A 19,512-nucleotide genomic window follows, 5' to 3' on the forward strand; every position below is an offset into this window, starting at 1 on the left:
CGCGGTCCGGCCGCCGGAGGTCTACATTGTCGCCGGGCCGGTGAGCCGGAAGTCTCCTGCGTCGCGACTTTGGTCGCACAACCGCTCCGGACCCGTGAAGCGGGCCACCCGCGTTGCGTAGATTTGTCGACTGTGAAGACTGACACGACGCTCCAGGAGCCGGTGGCGTTCGCCGGACGGCGGTGGTGGCTGCCGTCCGCCGTGGCCGACGAACTCGACCCCGGTAGCAGCGGCGGCGGCCGGCCCCGGCGCACGGCGCGCGACTGGATCGTCGACTTCCTCTGCTTCTTCCTGGCCGTCCTCCTCGGGCTCGCCGCCGCGAGCTCGCTCGACGCGGAGCACCTGCCGCGCGCCTTCTCCCTCGCCGACCAGGTGGTCGGGGCGCTGGCCTGCGCCGCGCTCTGGCTGCGCCGCCGGTGGCCCTTCGCGCTGGCGGTCGCCATGGTCCCCGTCGGCCTGGTCTCGAACACCGCGGGCGGCGCCGGTCTGCTCGCCCTGTTCACACTCACCGTGCACCGCCCCCTCCGGTACGGGGCCTGGGTCGGCGGCGCACAGCTCGCGCTGCTCCCGCTCTACTACTGGCTGCGCCCCGACCCCGACCTGTCCTACCCGGCCGTCCTCGCCTTCGCCGTGCTGCTGACCTTGTCGGTCATGGGCTGGGGCATGTTCGTGCGGTCCAAGCGGCAGCTCATGCTGAGCCTGCGGGACCGGGCGCGGCGCGCCGAGACGGAGGCGCGGCTGCGCGCCGAGCAGGCGCAGCGGCTCGCCCGCGAGGCCATCGCCCGGGAGATGCACGACGTCCTCGCGCACCGGCTGACCCTGCTGAGCGTGCACGCGGGCGCCCTGGAGTTCCGGCCCGACGCGCCTCGCGAGGAGGTCGCGCGGGCCGCCGGGGTCATCCGGGAGAGCGCGCACGAGGCCCTCCAGGACCTGCGGGAGATCATCGGCGTACTGCGCGCGGGCGACTCCGACGACGCGGGCCGCCCGCAGCCCACCCTCGCGGCGCTGGACGCGCTGGTGGCCGAGTCGCGGGAGGCCGGCATGAAGGTGGTGCTGACCGGACAGGTCACCGACCCGGCCGCCGTGCCCGCCTCCGTGGGCCGCACCGCCTACCGCATCGCGCAGGAGGCGCTGACCAACGCCCGCAAGCACGCCCCCGGCGCACAGGTCGCGGTGACCGTCACCGGCGCACCCGGCCGGGACCTCGCCGTGCACGTGCGCAATCCGCCGCCCGAGGGGGAGGTCCCGCACGTCCCCGGTTCGGGCCAGGGGCTGATCGGTCTGACCGAGCGGGCCGCGCTGGCCGGCGGCACCCTGCGCCACGGGCCGACCCCGGAGGGCGGATTCGAGGTCAGGGCGCTCCTGCCGTGGCCGGCGTGACGGCGCTCGCCCGGCGGCCGGGGCGGCGGGGGACCGACCGGGCCGCCGGCGGCCGTCCGGTGCGGGGCGGCGAGCCGGTGTGGTCACCGCGCGGGCGTTTTGATTGGCTTGGCCCATGACCGCGATCCGAGTGCTCCTCGTCGACGACGACCCGCTGGTGAGAGCCGGTCTGTCCTTCATGATGGGAGGCGCGGACGACATCGAGATCGTCGGCGAGGCGGCCGACGGGCACGAGGTGGAGGCACTGGTCGAGCGCTCCCGGCCGGACGTCGTCCTGATGGACGTCCGCATGCCGGGCATGGACGGGCTGACCGCGACGGAGCGCCTGCGCTCCCGGCCCAAGGCACCGCAGGTCGTGGTCCTGACCACCTTCCACGCCGACGACCAGGTGCTGCGCGCGCTGCGTGCGGGCGCCGCCGGGTTCGTCCTCAAGGACACCCCGCCGGCCGAGATCGTCGCCGCGGTGCGCCGGGTGGCGGCCGGTGACCCGGTGCTCTCGCCCACGGTCACCCGCCAGCTCATCCGGCACGCCGCCGGCGGTGCGGGCGGCGCGGGCGAGGACCGGCGCACCCGCGCGCGTGAGCGCCTCACCGCGCTCAACGCGCGCGAGCGCGAGGTGGCCGTCCGGGTCGGACAGGGCCTGGCCAACGCCCGGATAGCGAGCGAGCTCTACATGAGCGTCGCCACCGTCAAGACACATGTCTCCCGCATCCTCGCCAAGCTCTCCCTCAACAACCGGGTGCAGATCGCCCTGCTGGCCCACGACGCGGGACTCCTCGACGAGGAAGCGGGCTGAGGGGCGTCCCGAAGAGGGCGCGCGGCGGGGGCACTTCGCCCCGCCGCCCCGCGTTGTACGGGACACGGGGCGGTGCCGGACGGTGCGCGCGCCCCGGAGGGGAGCGAGCATGGCGGACGTGATCGATCTGGCGGAGTACGGCGAGGGGTTCCGCACGGACCCCCACACCGTCTACGCCGAACTGCGCGCACTCGGCCCGGTCCACCGGGTGCGGCTGCCACCACCGGAGCGCTACGACACCTGGCTCGTCGTCGGCCACGAGGAGGCCCGCGCCGCCCTCGCCGACCCGCGGCTCGCCAAGGACGTCGCCGGACTCGACATCCGGCCGGTCGAGGAGGAGGCGATCGGCCGGCATCTGCTGATCGCCGACCCGCCGCACCACACCCGGCTGCGGTCCCTGGTCACCCGCGCGTTCACCGCACGGCGCATCGAGGCGATGCGGCCCCGGATCCAGGCGATCACCGACGAGCTGCTGGACGCGATGCTGCCGCTGGGACGGGCGGATCTGGTGGAGGCGTTCTCCTACCCGCTGCCGATCACGGTCATCTGCGAGCTGCTCGGGGTGCCGGAGATGGACCGGACCGCGTTCCGGGACATGTCGAACGAGTTCGTGGCGCCCACCAGCGAGGAGGGCTTCCTCGGCTCCGTGGAGCGGCTCGGCGCCTACCTCACCGAGCTGATCGAGGACAAGCGGGTCGCGGGCCCCGCCGACGACCTGCTGAGCGCGCTGATCCGCACCACGGCGGAGGACGGCGACCGGCTCTCCCCCGGGGAGCTGCGCGGCATGGCCTTCCTGCTGCTCATCGCGGGCCACGAGACCACGGTCAACCTCATCACCAACACCGTGCACACCCTGCTCAGGCACCCCGCGCAGCTCGCCGAGGTGCGCGCCGACCCCGCGCTCGTGGACGCCGCCGTGGAGGAGACCCTGCGCTACGAGGGCCCGGTGGAGAACGCCACCTTCCGCTACGCGGCCCGGCCGCTGGAGATCGGCGGCACCGCCATCGCGCAGGGCGACCCGGTGCTGATCGGACTCGCGGCGGCCGGCCGGGACGGCGCCCGCTATCCGGCGGCGGACCGCTTCGACCCGCACCGCGACACCCGCGGCCACCTCGCCTTCGGCCACGGCATCCACTACTGCCTGGGCGCCCCGCTGGCCCGCCTGGAGGCCCGCACCGCCCTGCACACACTCCTGCGCCGCGCCCCCGCCCTCGCCCTGGACGGCCCGCCGGGCGAATGGCTCCCGGGCATGCTGATCCGCGGTACCAGGAGCCTGCCGGTCCGCTGGTAGCCACGGCGGACCGGGCCACCGGCCGGTCGGCCGCGGCCCGCTCAGCCGCCCGCCGTGCCGTCCGGGATCTCCGCCAGCCGCACCGGCCGGTGCTCGCGGCGGGACCGCTCGCACGCCTCGGCGATCCGGAGCGCCTGGAGGGCCTCGTGGCCGTCGCAGGGGTTGGGGCGCTGGCCGAGCAGGACGTCGACGAAGGCGTTCAGCTCGGCCTCGTAGGCGGGGCCGAAGCGCTCCAGGAACCCGGTCCACGGCTTGTCCGCGGCCGGCGGCCCGGTCGGTTCGGTGGACGCGATCGGCGTACGGTCGTCGAGGCCGACGACGATCTGGTCGCGTTCCCCGGCCAGCTCCATACGGACGTCGTAGCCGGCGCCGTTCAGCCGGGTCGCCGTCGCGGTGGCGAGGGTGCCGTCGTCCAGGGTGAGCACCGCCGCGCCGGTGTCGACGTCACCGGCCTCCCGGAACATGGCGGGACCGGCGTCGGAGCCCCGGGCGTACACCTCGGTGATCTCCTGGCCGGTCACCCAGCGCAGCGCGTCGAAGTCGTGGATCAGCGTGTCGCGGAACAGGCCGCCGGACAGCGGCAGCCAGTCGGCCGGCGGCGGTGTGCGGTCCGAGGTCAGCGCGCGCACGGTGTGCAGGCGCCCGAGCCGTCCCGCGCGCACCGCCGCGCGCGCACCGGCGTACCCCGGGTCGAAGCGGCGCTGGAAGCCCATCTGGAGGACCGTCCCGGCCGCCGCCACCTCGGTGAGCGCCCGCAGGGTGCCCGGCAGGTCCAGGGCGATCGGCTTCTCGCAGAACACCGGGAGCCCGGAGCGCGCGGCCCGGCCGACCAGGTCGGCGTGCGCCTGGGTCGTCGTGCTGATCACCACCGCGTCGACGCCCCAGGTGAAGATCTCGTCGACGCCGGGCGCGGCCGTCTCGCCCAGCCGGTGCGCCAGAGTCTGGGCCCGCGCCGGATCGGCGTCCGTGAGGATCAGTGAGCCGACCTCGCGGTGGCGGCTGAGCGTGTTCGCGTGAACGGTGCCGATCCGGCCCGTTCCGATGATCCCGATGCGCATGGGAACAAAGTGGGGGCCCACCCCTGACCCTGTCAATCTGTATGTCAGGACAATCTGACTACACGACTTCCCGTCAACCGGCCACCGGGCTACGCTCGGCGGGTGCCCAAACCAGATGTGGACCCCACCGTGTCGCTCGCGCTCGGCGTCGACCGGAGTTCCCCCGTGCCGCTGTACTACCAGCTGGCACAGCAGCTGGAGGCGGCGATCGAGCGGGGCGCCCTGACGCCGGGCAGCCTGCTGGGCAACGAGATCGAACTGGCCGCGCGGCTCGGCCTGTCCCGTCCCACCGTCCGCCAGGCCATCCAGTCGCTCGTCGACAAGGGCCTGCTGGTGCGCCGCCGCGGTGTCGGCACCCAGGTCGTGCACAGCCAGGTCAGACGCCCGCTGGAGCTGAGCAGCCTCTACGACGACCTGGAGGCGGCCGGGCAGCGCCCGACCAGCAGTGTCCTGGTCAACACCGTCGTGCCCGCGTCCGCCGAGGCCGCCGCCGCGCTCGGGGTGGCCGAGGGGGACGAGGTGCACCGGGTGGAGCGGCTGCGCCTCACCCACGGCGAGCCGATGGCGTACCTGGTCAACCAGTTGCCGGCCGGTCTGCTCGACCTGGACACCGGGCGGCTGGAGGCCACCGGCCTGTACCGCCTGCTGCGCTCGGCCGGGATCACCCTGCACAGCGCCCGGCAGTCCATCGGCGCCCGCGCCGCCTCCGCGCCCGAGGCCGAGCGGCTCGGCGAGAGCGAGGGCTCCCCGCTGCTCACCATGGAACGCGTCACGTTCGACGACACCGGTCGCGCGGTGGAGTTCGGCACCCACACCTACCGGCCGTCCCGCTATTCCTTCGAATTCCAGCTGCTCGTACGGTCTTGAACGCAGACCCCCGGGTCGTCACAATGTCCGGACAAGTGAGCCAGGGCACACGGCCCGGCCTCTCACCCTCGTACGCTCGTGTCAGATAATGCGATGTTCGGGGCTGATGGAACGCTCATCGGCCCCGCGCGTACGTTCGAACACGGCGAGAAGGGCACGGCCTCGTGGCACGGTTTCCAACCTGGGTAGGCATGGCGCTCGCAGGGGCGCTGTCGCTGTCCCTCGCGGGATGCAGCAGCACCGGCGGCAAGCGGGCGGAGGACGCCCGCAAGGCCGCGGCGGCCCAGGGCCGGGCGGCGGTGAACACCCCCCGCTGGACCTTCGCGATGATCACCCACTCCGGGGACGGCGACACCTTCTGGGACATCGTGCAGAACGGTGCCAAGCAGGCCGCGGTCAAGGACAACATCAACTTCCTGTACTCCCACGACGACGAGGCGCAGCAGCAGGCGCAGCTCGTGGACGCAGCGGTGGACAAGAAGGTCGACGGCATCATCGTCACGCTCGCCAAGCCCGACGCCATGAAGGCCGCCGTGACCCGCGCCGAGAAGGCCGGCATCCCGGTGATCACCGTGAACTCCGGCTCCGCCGAGTCCAAGGCGTTCGGCGCGCTCACCCACGTCGGCCAGGACGAGACCGTCGCCGGTGAGGCCGTCGGCGAGGAGCTGAACAAGCGCGGCAGGAAGAAGGTCCTCTGCGTCCTGCACGAGCAGGGCAACGTCGGCCACGAGCAGCGCTGCGCCGGAGTCGCCAAGACCTTCTCCGGCAAGGTCGACAACCTCTACGTCAACGGCACCAACATGCCCGACGTGCAGTCCGCGGTCGGCGCCAAGCTCCAGGCCGACAAGGCCGTCGACGCCGTCGTCACCCTCGGCGCGCCCTACGCGGACACCGCCGTGAAGGCGAAGCAGGACGCGGGCAGCAAGGCCGAGATCGACACCTTCGACCTCAACGCCAAGGTCGCCGCCGAACTGAAGGACGGCACCCTCGGCTTCGCCGTCGACCAGCAGCCCTACCTCCAGGGCTACCAGGCCGTCGACCTGCTGTGGCTCTACAAGTACAACGCCGACGTCCTCGGCGGCGGCAAGCCGGTGCTCACCGGCCCGCAGATCGTCACCAAGGACCAGGCCGGCGCCCTGGAGCAGTACGCGCAGCGGGGCACCCGATGAGCGCGACCGCGAACCGGGCCGAGGCGGTCGCCGACGAACGGCTGCTGCGCACCTCCCCGCTGCGCAAGCTGCTCGCCCGGCCCGAGCTGGGCTCGGTCGTCGGCGCCGTCGCCGTCTTCGTCTTCTTCGCCGTCATCGCCGACGGATTCGTCCGCGCCTCCAGCCTCAGCACCGTGCTGTACGCGTCCTCCACCATCGGCATCATGGCCGTACCGGTCGCGCTGCTGATGATCGGCGGTGAGTTCGACCTGTCCGCGGGCGTCATGGTGACCTCCTCCGCGCTCCTGTCGTCGATGTTCAGCTACCAGCTGACCGCCAACGTATGGGTCGGCGTCGGCGTCTCCCTGCTGGTCACCCTCGCCATCGGCGCGTTCAACGGCTTCATGCTCACCCGCACCAGGCTGCCCAGCTTCATCATCACGCTGGGCACCTTCCTGATGCTGACCGGCATGAACCTCGGCTTCACCAAACTGATCGACGGCACGGTCTCCACCAAGACCATCGGCGACATGGAGGGCTTCCCGGCCGCCCACGCCGTCTTCGCCTCCACGCTCAGCGTCGGCGGCGTCGACTTCAAGATCACCATCCTGTGGTGGCTCGCCCTGGTGGCCGTCGCCTCCTGGATCCTGCTGCGCACCCGCACCGGCAACTGGATCTTCGCCGTCGGCGGCAACCAGGACGCCGCCCGCGCGGTCGGCGTCCCGGTCACCCGGACCAAGATCGGCCTGTACATGGGCGTGGCCCTCGGCGCGTGGATCTCCGGCCAGCATCTGCTGTTCTCCTTCGACGCCGTGCAGTCCGGCGAGGGCGTCGGCAACGAGCTGATCTACATCATCGCCGCCGTCATCGGCGGCTGCCTGATCACCGGCGGCTACGGCAGCGCCATCGGCTCGGCGGTCGGCGCGCTGCTGTTCGGCATGACCAGCAAGGGCATCGTCTTCGCCGAGTGGAATCCCGACTGGTTCAAGTTCTTCCTCGGAGCGATGTTGCTCCTGGCGACCCTGCTCAACGCCTGGGTCCGCAAGCGGGCGGAGGCCACCACATGACGCAGACCGACACACGCACGCCCCTGGTGGAGCTGTCCGGCGTCAGTAAGCACTACGGCACCGTCCGCGCCCTCGAAGGCGTCTCCCTCCAGGTGCACGCCGGGGAGATCACCTGCGTCCTCGGCGACAACGGCGCGGGCAAGTCCACGCTGATCAAGATGATCGCGGGACTGCACCGGCACGACGGCGGCGTGCTGCGCGTCGAAGGGGAGGAGACCACCCTGTCCTCCCCGCGCGAGGCCCTGGACCGGGGCATCGCGACCGTCTACCAGGACCTGGCCGTCGTCGGCCTGATGCCGGTCTGGCGCAACTTCTTCCTCGGCTCGGAACCCACCCGGGGCACCGGCCCCTTCAAGCGCATGGACGTCGACCTCATGCGCCGCACCACGCACGCCGAACTGCTGCGCATGGGCATCGACCTCAGGGACGTCGACCAGCCCATCGGTACCCTTTCGGGCGGCGAACGCCAGTGCGTGGCCATCGCGCGGGCGGTCCACTTCGGCGCGAAGGTGCTCGTCCTCGACGAGCCCACCGCGGCGCTCGGTGTGAAGCAGTCCGGCGTCGTCCTGAAGTATGTGGCCGCGGCTCGCGACCAGGGGCTGGGTGTCGTACTCATCACCCACAACCCGCATCACGCGTACCTCGTGGGTGACCGCTTCGTCCTGCTGAAGCGGGGCACCATGGTGGGCCATCACACACGGGACGAGATCACCCTCGACGAACTGACCCGGCAGATGGCGGGCGGCAGCGAACTCGACGACCTCCGGCACGAGCTGGAGAAAAGCACTCCCTGAGGAGAGCGGCTGGGCGGGCGGCGCACCTCCACGCGCGCGCGTGGAGCCCGCCCGGGGCACCGGCCGCCCGGTGCCCCGTACGACACGCACACCGCGCGTGCGGCAGAATCGGGGCCGATGAGCACCTACCGCGACCTCACCGCCCCCATCGGCTCCCGCCGGGCCACGGTCCTGCGCACCGTGGGCACCAGGGAGCGCCGTTCCCACCTGACGGCGCCCCGGGTCCCCACGGTCGGCATCGACATCGGCGGCACCAAGGTGATGGCGGGCGTCGTCGACGCCGACGGCAACATCCTGGAGCGGCTGCGCACGGAGACCCCCGACAAGTCCAAGAGCCCGAAGGTCGTCGAGGACACCATCGCCGAACTGGTCCTCGACCTCTCCGACCGGCACGACGTGCACGCCGTCGGCATCGGCGCGGCCGGCTGGGTCGACGCCGACCGCAACCGCGTGCTCTTCGCCCCCCACCTGTCCTGGCGCAACGAACCGCTGCGCGACCGCCTCTCCGAGCGCCTGTCGGTGCCCGTCCTGGTCGACAACGACGCCAACGCCGCCGCCTGGGCCGAGTGGCGCTTCGGCGCCGGCCGCGGCGAGGACCACCTCGTCATGATCACGCTGGGCACCGGCATCGGCGGCGCGATCCTGGAGGACGGCCAGGTCAAGCGGGGCAAGTACGGCGTGGCCGGCGAGTTCGGGCACATGCAGGTGGTGCCCGGCGGCCACCGCTGCCCGTGCGGCAACCGCGGCTGCTGGGAGCAGTACAGCTCCGGCAACGCCCTGGTGCGCGAGGCCCGCGAACTGGCCGCGGCCGACTCCCCGGTCGCCTACGGCCTCATCGAGCACGTCAAGGGCAGCATCTCCGAGATCACCGGTCCGATGATCACCGAGCTGGCCCGGGGGGGCGACGCCATGTGCGTCGAACTCCTCCAGGACATCGGCCAGTGGCTCGGCGTCGGCATCGCCAACCTCGCCGCCGCCCTCGACCCGTCCTGCTTCGTCGTCGGCGGCGGCGTCTCCGCGGCCGACGACCTGCTCATCGGCCCCGCCCGGGACGCCTTCAAGCGCCACCTCACCGGCCGCGGCTACCGCCCCGAGGCCCGCGTCGTGCGCGCCCAGCTCGGCCCCGAGGCCGGCATGGTCGGCGCCGCCGACCTCGCCCGGCTGGTCGCCCGCCGCTTCCGCCGCGCCAAGCGCCGCCGGGTGGAGCGCCACGAGCGCTACGAGCGGTACGCGCAGTCCCGCCACGACGCCCGGGAGGCGCTGTGACGATGTCCGTGCCCCGCCAGGCCGCGCCGCCGGACGAACCGCCGTCCCCGCCCGCCGAGGACCGCCGCCACCGCGACCGCCGCCGGGCGCTCACCCTGCTGATCATCATGCTGCTCATCGGCGTCCCGGCCGGCTATCTGGTCCTCTCCGCCGCCCAGAGCCGCGCCAGCGGCAAGGACAAGGAGGCCAAGTACGCGGCGACCGGCCTCACCCCCACCTACCCGGCCAAGGTGCAGCGCCGGCTCTACCAGGTCCCCATCCCGCACCCCGCCGACCGGGTCGCCTCCTACGAGACCAACAACTGGAAGACCAGCCGCCTCTACGTCCAGTTCCGCACCACGCAGCCCGGACTCGACACCTTCCTGGAGGCCATGGGGGTCAACCGCGGCGACCTCAAGAAGGGCGAGATCAGCTTCGGCCACCGGGACCGCGACATCACCGGCTGGAACTTCAAGGGCCCCGGATACTGGTACGGCCTCAGCCACGGCCAGGAGAACCCCGCGCCCAGCCAGGACATCATGGTGAACTTCGCCGACCCGGTGCTGCCCATGGTCTACGTGGTCTCCCAGACGGTCCCCTGACCGGGCCCGGAGCCGATTGTCAGACCCCGCCCGTAGAGTCGAAGACGACTGACTCGACCGGCGAGCGGGAGGTGACAGGACGTATGAGCGACATGGCCGTGACGGAGACGACCGGGACCGTCCCCGGGCCGGGCGTGCCCGGGGCGGGACGGCCCGGGGCGGGACGGCCCGGGGCGGCCGGGACACCCGGCTCGCCGGGGACGCCTGTCTCGCCGGGAATGCCGGGCTCGCCGGGGATGTCCGGCGCTGCCGGAGGCTCCGGTTCGGCACTGCCGGCGCACGGACCCGCCGTGTCCGTCCGCCTCCCCGCCGTCTTCGTGCCCGCGCCGCTGCCGCGCGAAGGCCGCATCGTCCTGTGGGACCCGGACGCGCCGGCCTCCGACGCCCTGCCGGGACCCGTCCCACCTGCCGTCGGCGCCCCGCCCGTCCCCACGACCCTCACGGTGGTCCGGCCGCACGGCGCCGCCCTCCGCCGCAGGACCGTCCCCGCCCTGTCCCTGCCGATCGACGCGGCCCTGCCCCACCTGCTGCGCGCCCGCCACGACCCCGCCGCCCACCCCGCCACGGCCTGCTGGGGCGCCGCCGCCCTGCACGCGCTGCGGCTGAGCGCGCGGGGCCGCCTCCTGCCGGGCCTGACCGCCACCGGACACGACGCCTGGCGGGCCGGGCCGCTCGACCCCGGCGACATCGCCCACCTGCGGGCCGTCGCCGCGGCCCTGCCCCCCGAGGGACACGCCGTGCCGCTGCCCGGCACCGGCCCGCTCCGGCTGCCGGAACCGGAAGCGCTGCTGCGCGCCTTCCTCGACGCCGTCGCCGACACCCTGCCCCGCACCCCGGCCGCCCCGCACACCGCGGGCCGGCCCTTCGCCCACCGCGCTCCCCAGCACCTTCCGGCCGCGCAGGACTGGGCGGCCCAGGTCGCCGCGGGCACGGACGCCGGAGTCCGGATCTCCCTGCGCCTGGACCTGTCGGCGTACGACCTCTTCGACGCGGACCCGGCGGACAGCCCGGCGGGCGGCGTCGGCGGGCGGCCGACGCGCAGGTCGGGCACCGCGATCGTCCAGGTGCACAGCCTCGCCGACCCCACCCTCGTCGCCGACGCGACGTCCCTGTGGGCGGGCGAGGCCGACGCGGCGTTCGGCCCCCGCGCGCGCGTGGACGCCGCCCTGGCCGTGCGCCGCGCGGCCCGGGTCTGGCCGCCGCTCGACCGGCTCGCCGAGCAGGACGTGCCCGACGTGCTCGCCCTGTCCGAGGAGGAGGCGGGCGAACTGCTCGGCGTCGCCGCGACCCGGCTGGCGGCGGCCGGCGTCGCCGTGCACTGGCCGCGCGACCTGGCCGACGACCTCACCGCGACCGCGGTCGTGCGGTCCGCTCCCGGCTCCGCGACCGACGGCACCGGCTTCTTCGAGAGCGAAGAGCTGCTGCGCTTCTCCTGGCAGCTCGCGCTCGGCGGCGACCCGCTCACCGAGGCCGAGATGGACGCCCTCGCCGAGGCCCACCGCCCGGTCGTCCGGCTCCGGGACCGCTGGGTCCTGGTCGACCCGGCCCTGGTCCGCAAGGCCCGCCGCCGCGACCTGGGCCTGCTCGACCCGGTCGACGCGCTCTCCGCCGCCCTCACCGGCACCACCGAGGTCGACGGCGAGACGGTCGAGGCCGTGCCGGTCGGTGCCCTCGCCGCCCTGCGCGACCGCATCACCGCGGGCGTACGCCCGGCCGAACCGCCCCCGGGCCTGCGCGCCACCCTGCGCGACTACCAGCTGCGCGGCCTCGGCTGGCTCGACCTCATGACCTCCCTCGGCCTCGGCGGCTGCCTCGCCGACGACATGGGCCTCGGCAAGACCGTCACCCTCATCGCCCTGCATCTGAAGCGGGCCCGCCGCGAACCCACCCTGGTGGTCTGCCCGGCCTCCCTGCTGGGCAACTGGCAGCGGGAGATCACCCGGTTCGCGCCCGGCGTCCCCGTCCGCCGCTTCCACGGCCCGGACCGCACCCTGGACGGCCTCGACGGCGGCTTCGTCCTCACCACGTACGGCACCATGCGCTCGACCGCGCCCCTGCTCGCCGAGCAGCCCTGGGGCCTGGTCGTCGCGGACGAGGCACAGCACGTCAAGAACCCTCACTCGGCGACCGCGAAGGCCCTGCGCACGATCCCGTCGCCCGCCCGCGTCGCCCTGACCGGCACCCCCGTGGAGAACAACCTCTCCGAACTGTGGGCCCTCCTCGACTGGACCACCCCCGGCCTCCTCGGCCCCCTCACCTCCTTCCGCGCCCGCCACGCACGCGCCGTGGAGAACGGCGAGGACGAGGACGCCGCCCGGCGGCTGGCCCGGCTGGTGCGGCCCTTCCTGCTGCGCCGCAGGAAGTCCGACCCGGGCATCGTCCCCGAGCTGCCGCCCAAGACCGAGACCGACCACCCGGTCCCGCTCACCCGCGAACAGGCCGCGCTCTACGAGGCGGTGGTACGGGAATCGATGCTGGCCATCGAGACCGCGCAGGGCATCGCCCGCCGCGGCCTGGTCCTCAAACTGCTCACCTCGCTCAAGCAGATCTGCGACCACCCGGCCCTCTACCTGAAGGACGGGGACATGCCCGGCGGCGACCGGGCGGCGGCCCGCTCGGGCAAGCTCGCCCTGCTCGACGAACTGCTGGACACCCTGCTCGCCGAGGACGGCTCCGCCCTCGTCTTCACCCAGTACGTGGGCATGGCCCGGCTGATCACCTCCCATCTCGCCGCCCGCGCGGTCCCCGTCGACCTGCTCCACGGCGGCACCCCGGTCCCCGAGCGCGAACGCATGGTGGACCGCTTCCAGGAGGGCGCCACCCCCGTCCTCGTCCTCTCCCTGAAGGCGGCCGGCACCGGCCTGAACCTCACCCGCGCGGGCCATGTCGTCCACTTCGACCGCTGGTGGAACCCGGCCGTCGAGGAACAGGCCACCGACCGCGCCTACCGCATCGGCCAGACCCAGCCCGTCCAGGTCCACCGCCTCATCACCGAGGGCACCGTCGAGGACCGCATCGCCGAGATGCTCGCCGCGAAGCGCGCCCTGGCCGAGGCCGTCCTCGGCACCGGCGAGTCCGCCCTCACCGAGCTGTCCGACCGGGAGCTGTCCGACCTGGTGTCGCTGCGGAGGGGGGCCTGATGCACACGACCGAACAGACCGAACAGACCGAACAGACCGAGCGTGCTGGACGTACTGGACGGTCGGACGCGGTCGGCGGAGCCGAGCCGACGCGGACCGAAGCCTCTGCTGCCTCCGACACCTCCGACGCCCCTGGGGCGCGCACACCCGCGGAGCCTCAGCCGCCACGTCCCGGTGACGTGGCGCGCGAGGCGCTGCGAGCGGCGCGACGGCATCGGCCGCAGCCGCCCGGCACACCGACCACGCGGTCCGTCGACCCGACCGCTTCCGCACCGGACGGGACCGAGGAGCCGGGATCCGAAGGGCGACCGGAATCGGTCACCGAGCCGTCCCCGGAACAGCCGTCGCCGCCGCAGCGGCCACGCCAGTCGCAGGAGCCGTCGCGGCCGGGCGACGCGGCGCGCGCGGCCCTGCGGCGCACAGCACAGTCGGCCCCGGCCCCATCCCCGTCCTCGGCACAGGCCCCGACCCCGCAGCACACCGAACCGGCCCCGCCCCCCGCGCCGGACATCCCCGCGCCAGACCACCCCGCGCCAGACCACCTCGCACCGGCGAAGCCCACCGGCGCCCGCCCCGCCGACATCGCGCGCGAGGCCCTGCGCGCGGCGCGCGCCCGAGGCGGACCGGAGGAGGAGCAGCCGTCCGCGCCGGCCGAGGGAGGGGCGCGGCCCCGGCCGGCCGCCGCCCGTGGCACGCGCACCGCCCGCGAGGCCCGCCCGTCACGCCGTACGGCCGCACAGCCCGGCACGTCCCGCGCCCGCCTGCCTCGAACCGGCGGCCGGGCGGAGGGCGTCGGCGGACCGGGCGACGGAGCCCCGGACACCGGCCCCGGCACCTCCGCCCCCGGCACCTCCGCCCCCGTCCGCGCCGTGGCGGAACTCCTCGCGCACGCCTTCCGGATGCCCCCGGCAGCGGAGACGGACGACGAACCGGACGACAGCACCGAGGACGCACCCCCCGGCACGGGGACCGGCACCACGGCCACCCCCGAAGGCGACCCCGCCCCGGCCGGGCCCACCAGTCCGCAGCCCACCAGCGCTCAAGTCACCAGTGCCCACCCCACCAGCCCCCAGCCCACCGCGTCCCACCCCGCCGTGCGCGCCCCCGGCGGCATGGCCTCCCCCCGCCGTGACGGCGAACTGCGCCGCACCTTCCCGGCGCTCCCCGCGCCGCCCGCCACCGCCCCGGAAGGCCGGACGGGACCCGGTTTCGCACAGACCTGGTGGGGCGAGGCATGGACGAGCGCCCTGGAGGGCGGCGCGCTGAACGCGGCCCGGCTGTCCCGGGGCCGTGACTACGCGCGCACCGGCCATGTGGACGCCATCACCGTGACCCCCGGCCTGGTCCTCGCGTACGTACAGGGCAGCCGTCCGCGTCCGTACCGCGTCCAGGTGCGGATGCGCACCCTGGACGACGCCGAGTGGGACCGGTTCCTGGACGCCGCCGCCGAGCGGCCCGGTCATATCGCCGCGCTCCTGGACAAGGAGATGCCGCAGTCCCTGGCGGACTGCGGTGTCCCGCTGCTGCCCGGCCCGTACGACCTCGACCCGCATTGCTCCTGCCCCGACCGCGGCCACCCCTGCAAGCACGCGGCGGCCCTGTGCTACCAGACGGCGCGGCTGCTGGACGCCGACCCCTTCGTCCTGCTGCTGCTCCGCGGCCGGGGCGAGCGGGAGCTGCTGGACGCCCTGTCCCGGCGCAGCGCGGCCCGTGCCGCCCGCGACGCGCAGGGCCGGGCCCCGGAGCCGCTGCCGGGGGAGCGGGCCACCGAAGCCCTCGCGCGCCGCCCGCTGCCGCTGCCCGCCCCGCTGCCGCCCCCGCCGCACCCCGGGCAGCCCCCGGCGTATCCGTCGGCACCGGGCGGCCCGGACCCGTTCGCCCTGGATCAGTTGGCGACCGACGCGGCCGCCCGCGCCCACGCCCTGCTCACCACCGGCCGCGATCCGGTCGGCGGGCTGACGCTCTGGCAGGACGCGGTGCGCCTGGCCGCGGCCCGACCCGGCTCCGGACTGACCGCCGCCACCCGCTCCCTCTACGCCTCGCTCGCCTCGGCCACCGGCCGCACCACGGCGGAGCTGGCCCGCGCGGTGGCCGCCTGGCGCCAGGGCGGCGCCGAGGGGCTCGCGGTCCTGGAGGATCCCTGGGACCCTCCGGCCGGCCGCTTCGACCGGGCCCGCCCCCTGCTCCTCGCCGCCGGCCTGCCGCCTTTCCGCCCCCACCGCAACCGCCTCACCCACCCCGTCGGCCGGCTCCAGCTCCGCCTGGGCAGGGACCACCTCTGGTACGCGTACGAGTCCGAACCCGGCCGCGACGACTGGTGGCCGCGCGGCACCCCGGCCCCGGACCCGGTCGACGCGCTGAGCGGCCTGGAGGCCGTCCCGGAGGCGTGACCGGAAACGGCCGACGCGAAGAAACCCTCGGTCTCACGGGGGGCGCGACGGGTGCCGCGAAGACGCTGAAAGCGCTGCTGGAGATCCTATGGACACCGCTCCGCCGACCGCCGTAAATTCGTCTCAGGGCGCGGTCGGCCAGGGGGACCGGCGCTGACCGTGAGGTGCCAGGGGGAGCATGGAATTCGGCTTACTGGGGCCGTTGCAAGCCCGGATCGCCGGACGCGCGGTCCCGTTGAACGGCCCGCGGCAGGCCAAGATGCTGGCGGCACTCCTGCTCGACGCCAACACCGCCGTCCCCATGGAACGGCTCGTCGCCGTGATGTGGGACACGCGGCCGCCCGCCACCGCGGTCCGTCAGGCCCAGGACGCCGTCTCCGGACTGCGCCGCAACCTCGTCGCCCGCGGAGCACCCGCCTCCCTGATCAGCACGCGGCGCGGCGGCTACGAGATCCACCTGGCGCAAGGCCGGCTCGACCTGCTGGAGTTCGACCACGAGCGACACCTCGCCGAACAGCAGACGGTCCCGTCCGGGACGGCGGCCGCGCTGCGGCGGGCGCTCGCCCGCTGGCGCGGGAACGCCCTGGCCGACGTCCCCGGCCGAGCCCTGGAGATCGACGCGGCCCGGCTGAACGAGCGACGCGCGGCCACGCACAAGGAGTGCCTCGCCATTGAACTCGACCTGGGGCGCCATCGGGAGGTCATCGACGAACTGACCGCCCTGCTGCATACACACCCCTTCGACGAGCAGGTCGCCGAACACCTGATGCTCGCCCTCTACCGGTGCCGCCGCCAGGGCGAGGCGCTGCGGGTGTACGAGCGGCTGCGCCGCACCCTGGCCGGCGAACTCGGCGTCGACCCCGCCCCACCGCTGCGGGAACTGCATCAGCGCATCCTGACCGCGGACCCCGCCCTGACAGCCGTGCCCCCGGCGACGGGACCCTCGCCCACGGGCCCCTGGGCGACACCGCCGCAGAGCCCCGACCCGGCGGTCACCGGGCCGGACATGGCGATGCCGGTGCGTCAGCTCCCCCTCGACGTCCCCGACTTCGTGGGCCGGGCCGACGCCCTGGCCGAGATCGCCGGGCTGCTCGACGGGTCGGCGCCGAACCGGGCCCCGGTCGCCGTCGTCGTGGGCGGTCCCGGCGTCGGCAAGTCCTGCCTGGTGACGCACGCCGCGCGACGGGCGTGCGCCGGCTTCCCCGACGGTCAGCTCTATCTCGACCTCGCGGCGACATCGGACGAGCCACGGGACCCGGCGATGATGCTGGCCGAGGCGCTGCGCGCGCTCTCGGTCGCCGGCAGCGCCATCCCGAGCAGCCTGTCCGAGCGAGCCGCGCTCTACCGGTCGCTGCTGGTGGACCGGCGCACGCTGGTGGTGCTGGACGACGCCGGCCACGCCGATCAGGTGCTGCCGCTGCTGCCCGGCGCCGACGGCTGCGCCGTGCTGATCACCAGCCGCACGCTGCTGACGCAGCTTCCCGGCGCCCGGCACATCGACCTGGACGTGCTGAGCCCGGCGGAGGCGCGGGAGCTGTTCACCGGAATCGTCGGACGGCGCCGGGTCGAACGGGAACCGGGGGAGGCCGAAGCGATCCTCGACTGCTGCGGAAACCTGCCGCTCGCCATCCGGATCGCCAGCGGCAAGCTCACGGGCCGCCCGGCCTGGTCGCTGCGGGTGCTGCGGGAACGCATCGAGGACGAGTCACGGCGGCTCGCCGAGCTGAGGATCGGCGACCTCAGCGTGCGGGCCAGCGTCGAACTGAGCCTGCGGCTGCTGCCACAGGACGCGGTGCGCGCGCTCGGCCTGCTGGGTCTGCTCGGCCCCCACACCCTGCCCGGCTGGGTGGTCGGCCCGCTGCTGGACCGCCCGGACGGCGAGGAGGTGCTGGACCTCCTCGTCGACGCCAGCCTGGTGCGACTGGTCGCCACCGACGCCCTCGGCGAGCCGCGTTACCGGCTGCACGACCTGATCAGGACCTGCGCCGTGGAACTCGCCGCCTCACTGCCCGCCGAGGACAAGAGGGACGCGGTCGTCCGGGTGCTGTCCGTCTGGCTGGAGCTGATCGGGTACGGCACCGAACGGCTCCCGGCAGCCGGACTGCTGACGGCGGCGCCCGGTTCCGCACCGCGCCGCGCGCTGCCCCGCCCGGTCGTGGACCGGTTGATGTCCGACCCGGTCGGCTGGTTCGACGCGGAACGCGACAACCTGCTCGGCGCGGTGAAGCTGGCCGCCGACCGGGGCCTGGACGAGCTGGCCTGGGAACTGGCGGCCGGCGCGGCGACCTACTACGACCACCGGTGCCTCTACCAGGACTGGCAGCACGGGCACCGCCTCGCGCTGGACGCGGCCGAGGGCGCAGGCAATGTGCGCGGCTAGTCGGTCCTGCTGCGCGGTCTGGGCCAACTCCACATCTACCAGGACGAGTTCGACCTGGCCACTCGAACCCTGGAATCCTCCCTCACGCTGTGCAGGAAGGCCGGCGACAGACGCGGGGAGGCCCTGACCATCGCCATGCTGGGTACGGTCAGCCGGGTGCAGGGCCGTGACGACGAAGCCCTCGAACGGGTCGAGCACGCGCTGGCCATCGCGGTCGGCGAGGGCGACCGCCACATGCAAGCGCAGCTCTCCTGCTCCATGGCCGTGATGAAGCTCATGCAGGACAAGCTCGACGAGGCGGAGCCATGGTTCGCCACGGCCTTGCGGCAGGCCCGCACACTGGGCGACGCACATCGCGTGGCCGTGGTGCTGCGGCGCTTCAGCAGGCTGCACGACCGGCGCGGCGACCCCGACGAGGCACTGCGCTGCCTGGGACAGGCGCTGGCCACCTTCGAGAACCTGGCCGACGAGCGCTGCGCCGCGTACACCCTGCTGGAAGTCGGCCGCGTCCACGCCGGCCGGCACGACCGCGACCGCGCGGCCCCGGCCCTGGAACGCGCGGCGGCCCTCTTCCACCGCCACGGCGACCGCCAGGACGAGGCCGCCTGCTGGCAGCTGATCGGCGACCTGGACGCCCTCGCCGGCGCCCCCCACCTGGCCCACCAGCACCGAGGACGCGCCCTGCGCCTGTGGCAGACGATCGGCGACATCAACGAGACGAACCCCCCGCCCCGCCCGTCGTCACCGTGAGCCGCCCACACCCCCCACCGGACCGCCCCCTCCCACCGACCGCGTCCGGCGTCCCCCGTTGGAGAGGCGCCCGTGAGCCGTGAGACGGTGAAGCCGCACCGGAGCACTCCGGTGCGGCTTCACCGCGGGATCGAACGCGATGGCCCGCAGCTCCGGCCGGTGCCTCGTGCGGTCCGTGTTCCTGTGACGCTTCTGAGGTGCGTCTGCTTTGCGATTGCACTCACCGGGAGAGGGAGCCCGCCTTCCGGGCGCGGGATGTCGGTGCCTCCTTGAGTTCGTTTCATTATTCACCCTCCGGCGGGCCGAATTCTTCGATGAACTCCTTCATCAGCTGCACCATTTCCCTCTCTGACCAGTACGGTGTCCCGGCCCAGGGCCGGTAGAGGGAAATGCCCTCTGCGAGGAATTCGAATGCCTCAGTGTTCAGGAGGTGTTCTGTAGCGAAGTCCTCCATGGATGCGACGAAGGCCATCGACCTGTCCTCTCCGGAAACGAACCTGCGCGCCATATCGAGGACTTCTTCCCTGGGGTTCATGGCAGTGACTATATGATGGGGGATACTGCCAGAGACAACCACGAACGGTTTGCCCGGATGCGCCGCCGG

The 19,512-nt window shown here is 74.0% G+C and carries 15 protein-coding genes; 13 read left to right on the forward strand and 2 right to left on the reverse strand.

From position 1 onward, the window contains the following. Positions 1 to 123: 123 nt before the first annotated feature. The 3 genes from A8713_RS26110 (at position 124) to A8713_RS26120 (ending at position 3,467) form a co-directional block, all read left to right on the forward strand. Positions 124 to 1,380, forward strand: coding sequence for a sensor histidine kinase (locus A8713_RS26110; RefSeq protein WP_443069748.1), 1,257 nt, complete (start codon positions 124 to 126; stop codon positions 1,378 to 1,380). Between the two features lie 115 nt (positions 1,381 to 1,495). Next, the gene (locus A8713_RS26115; protein WP_064535989.1) at positions 1,496 to 2,176 is read left to right on the forward strand and encodes a response regulator; all 681 of its coding nucleotides are present in this window, start codon (positions 1,496 to 1,498) and stop codon (positions 2,174 to 2,176) included. A 109-nt stretch (positions 2,177 to 2,285) separates the two neighbouring features. Continuing rightward, entirely contained in the window at positions 2,286 to 3,467 is a 1,182-nt protein-coding gene (locus A8713_RS26120; protein ID WP_064535990.1) for a cytochrome P450 family protein, read from the forward strand. A 41-nt stretch (positions 3,468 to 3,508) separates the two neighbouring features. Here the strand turns inward: A8713_RS26120 and A8713_RS26125 are convergent, their stop codons facing one another. Continuing rightward, a complete protein-coding gene (locus A8713_RS26125) occupies positions 3,509 to 4,525 on the reverse strand; it encodes a Gfo/Idh/MocA family protein (RefSeq protein ID WP_064535991.1) in 1,017 nt (338 codons plus the stop codon). A 129-nt stretch (positions 4,526 to 4,654) separates the two neighbouring features. Between A8713_RS26125 and A8713_RS26130 the strand changes: the two genes are divergently transcribed. From A8713_RS26130 to A8713_RS32645, 10 genes are all read left to right on the forward strand, one after another. Beyond that, the gene (locus A8713_RS26130) at positions 4,655 to 5,392 is read left to right on the forward strand and encodes a GntR family transcriptional regulator (protein WP_107440828.1); all 738 of its coding nucleotides are present in this window, start codon (positions 4,655 to 4,657) and stop codon (positions 5,390 to 5,392) included. Between the two features lie 164 nt (positions 5,393 to 5,556). Beyond that, a complete protein-coding gene (locus tag A8713_RS26135) occupies positions 5,557 to 6,561 on the forward strand; it encodes a sugar ABC transporter substrate-binding protein (protein WP_064535993.1) in 1,005 nt (334 codons plus the stop codon). Further along, entirely contained in the window at positions 6,558 to 7,607 is a 1,050-nt protein-coding gene (locus A8713_RS26140) for an ABC transporter permease (RefSeq protein ID WP_037889527.1), read from the forward strand. Before A8713_RS26135 ends, A8713_RS26140 begins: the two co-directional genes overlap by 4 nt. After that, a complete protein-coding gene (locus A8713_RS26145) occupies positions 7,604 to 8,401 on the forward strand; it encodes an ATP-binding cassette domain-containing protein (RefSeq protein WP_064535994.1) in 798 nt (265 codons plus the stop codon). Before A8713_RS26140 ends, A8713_RS26145 begins: the two co-directional genes overlap by 4 nt. Positions 8,402 to 8,518: 117 nt before the next feature. Beyond that, on the forward strand, positions 8,519 to 9,667 hold the full coding sequence (locus tag A8713_RS26150) for an ROK family glucokinase (RefSeq protein ID WP_064535995.1): 1,149 nt from the start codon (positions 8,519 to 8,521) through the stop codon (positions 9,665 to 9,667). Then, complete coding sequence (locus A8713_RS26155) at positions 9,664 to 10,248, forward strand: hypothetical protein (protein WP_064535996.1); 585 nt, start codon at positions 9,664 to 9,666, stop codon at positions 10,246 to 10,248. Before A8713_RS26150 ends, A8713_RS26155 begins: the two co-directional genes overlap by 4 nt. A 236-nt stretch (positions 10,249 to 10,484) precedes the next feature. Beyond that, positions 10,485 to 13,388 carry a DEAD/DEAH box helicase gene (locus A8713_RS26160; protein WP_064535997.1) on the forward strand — a complete coding sequence of 968 codons (2,904 nt, stop codon included), beginning with the start codon at positions 10,485 to 10,487 and terminating at the stop codon, positions 13,386 to 13,388. Between the two features lie 410 nt (positions 13,389 to 13,798). Continuing rightward, positions 13,799 to 15,778: an SWIM zinc finger family protein gene (locus A8713_RS26165; protein ID WP_064537720.1), complete on the forward strand. Its 1,980-nt coding sequence runs from the start codon at positions 13,799 to 13,801 to the stop codon at positions 15,776 to 15,778. Between the two features lie 178 nt (positions 15,779 to 15,956). Continuing rightward, complete coding sequence (locus tag A8713_RS26170) at positions 15,957 to 18,158, forward strand: AfsR/SARP family transcriptional regulator (protein ID WP_079159135.1); 2,202 nt, start codon at positions 15,957 to 15,959, stop codon at positions 18,156 to 18,158. A gap of 18 nt (positions 18,159 to 18,176) precedes the next feature. Further along, positions 18,177 to 18,908: a tetratricopeptide repeat protein gene (locus tag A8713_RS32645; RefSeq protein ID WP_257784431.1), complete on the forward strand. Its 732-nt coding sequence runs from the start codon at positions 18,177 to 18,179 to the stop codon at positions 18,906 to 18,908. 283 nt (positions 18,909 to 19,191) lie between these two features. Here A8713_RS32645 and A8713_RS26175 read toward each other — a convergent pair whose 3' ends face one another. Further along, the gene (locus A8713_RS26175; protein WP_159393125.1) at positions 19,192 to 19,443 is read right to left on the reverse strand and encodes a hypothetical protein; all 252 of its coding nucleotides are present in this window, start codon (positions 19,441 to 19,443) and stop codon (positions 19,192 to 19,194) included. Positions 19,444 to 19,512: the final 69 nt, after the last annotated feature.

Origin of the sequence: Streptomyces sp. SAT1, assembly GCF_001654495.1 — a bacterium.
GTDB classification, from domain to species: Bacteria; Actinomycetota; Actinomycetes; order Streptomycetales; family Streptomycetaceae; genus Streptomyces; species Streptomyces andamanensis.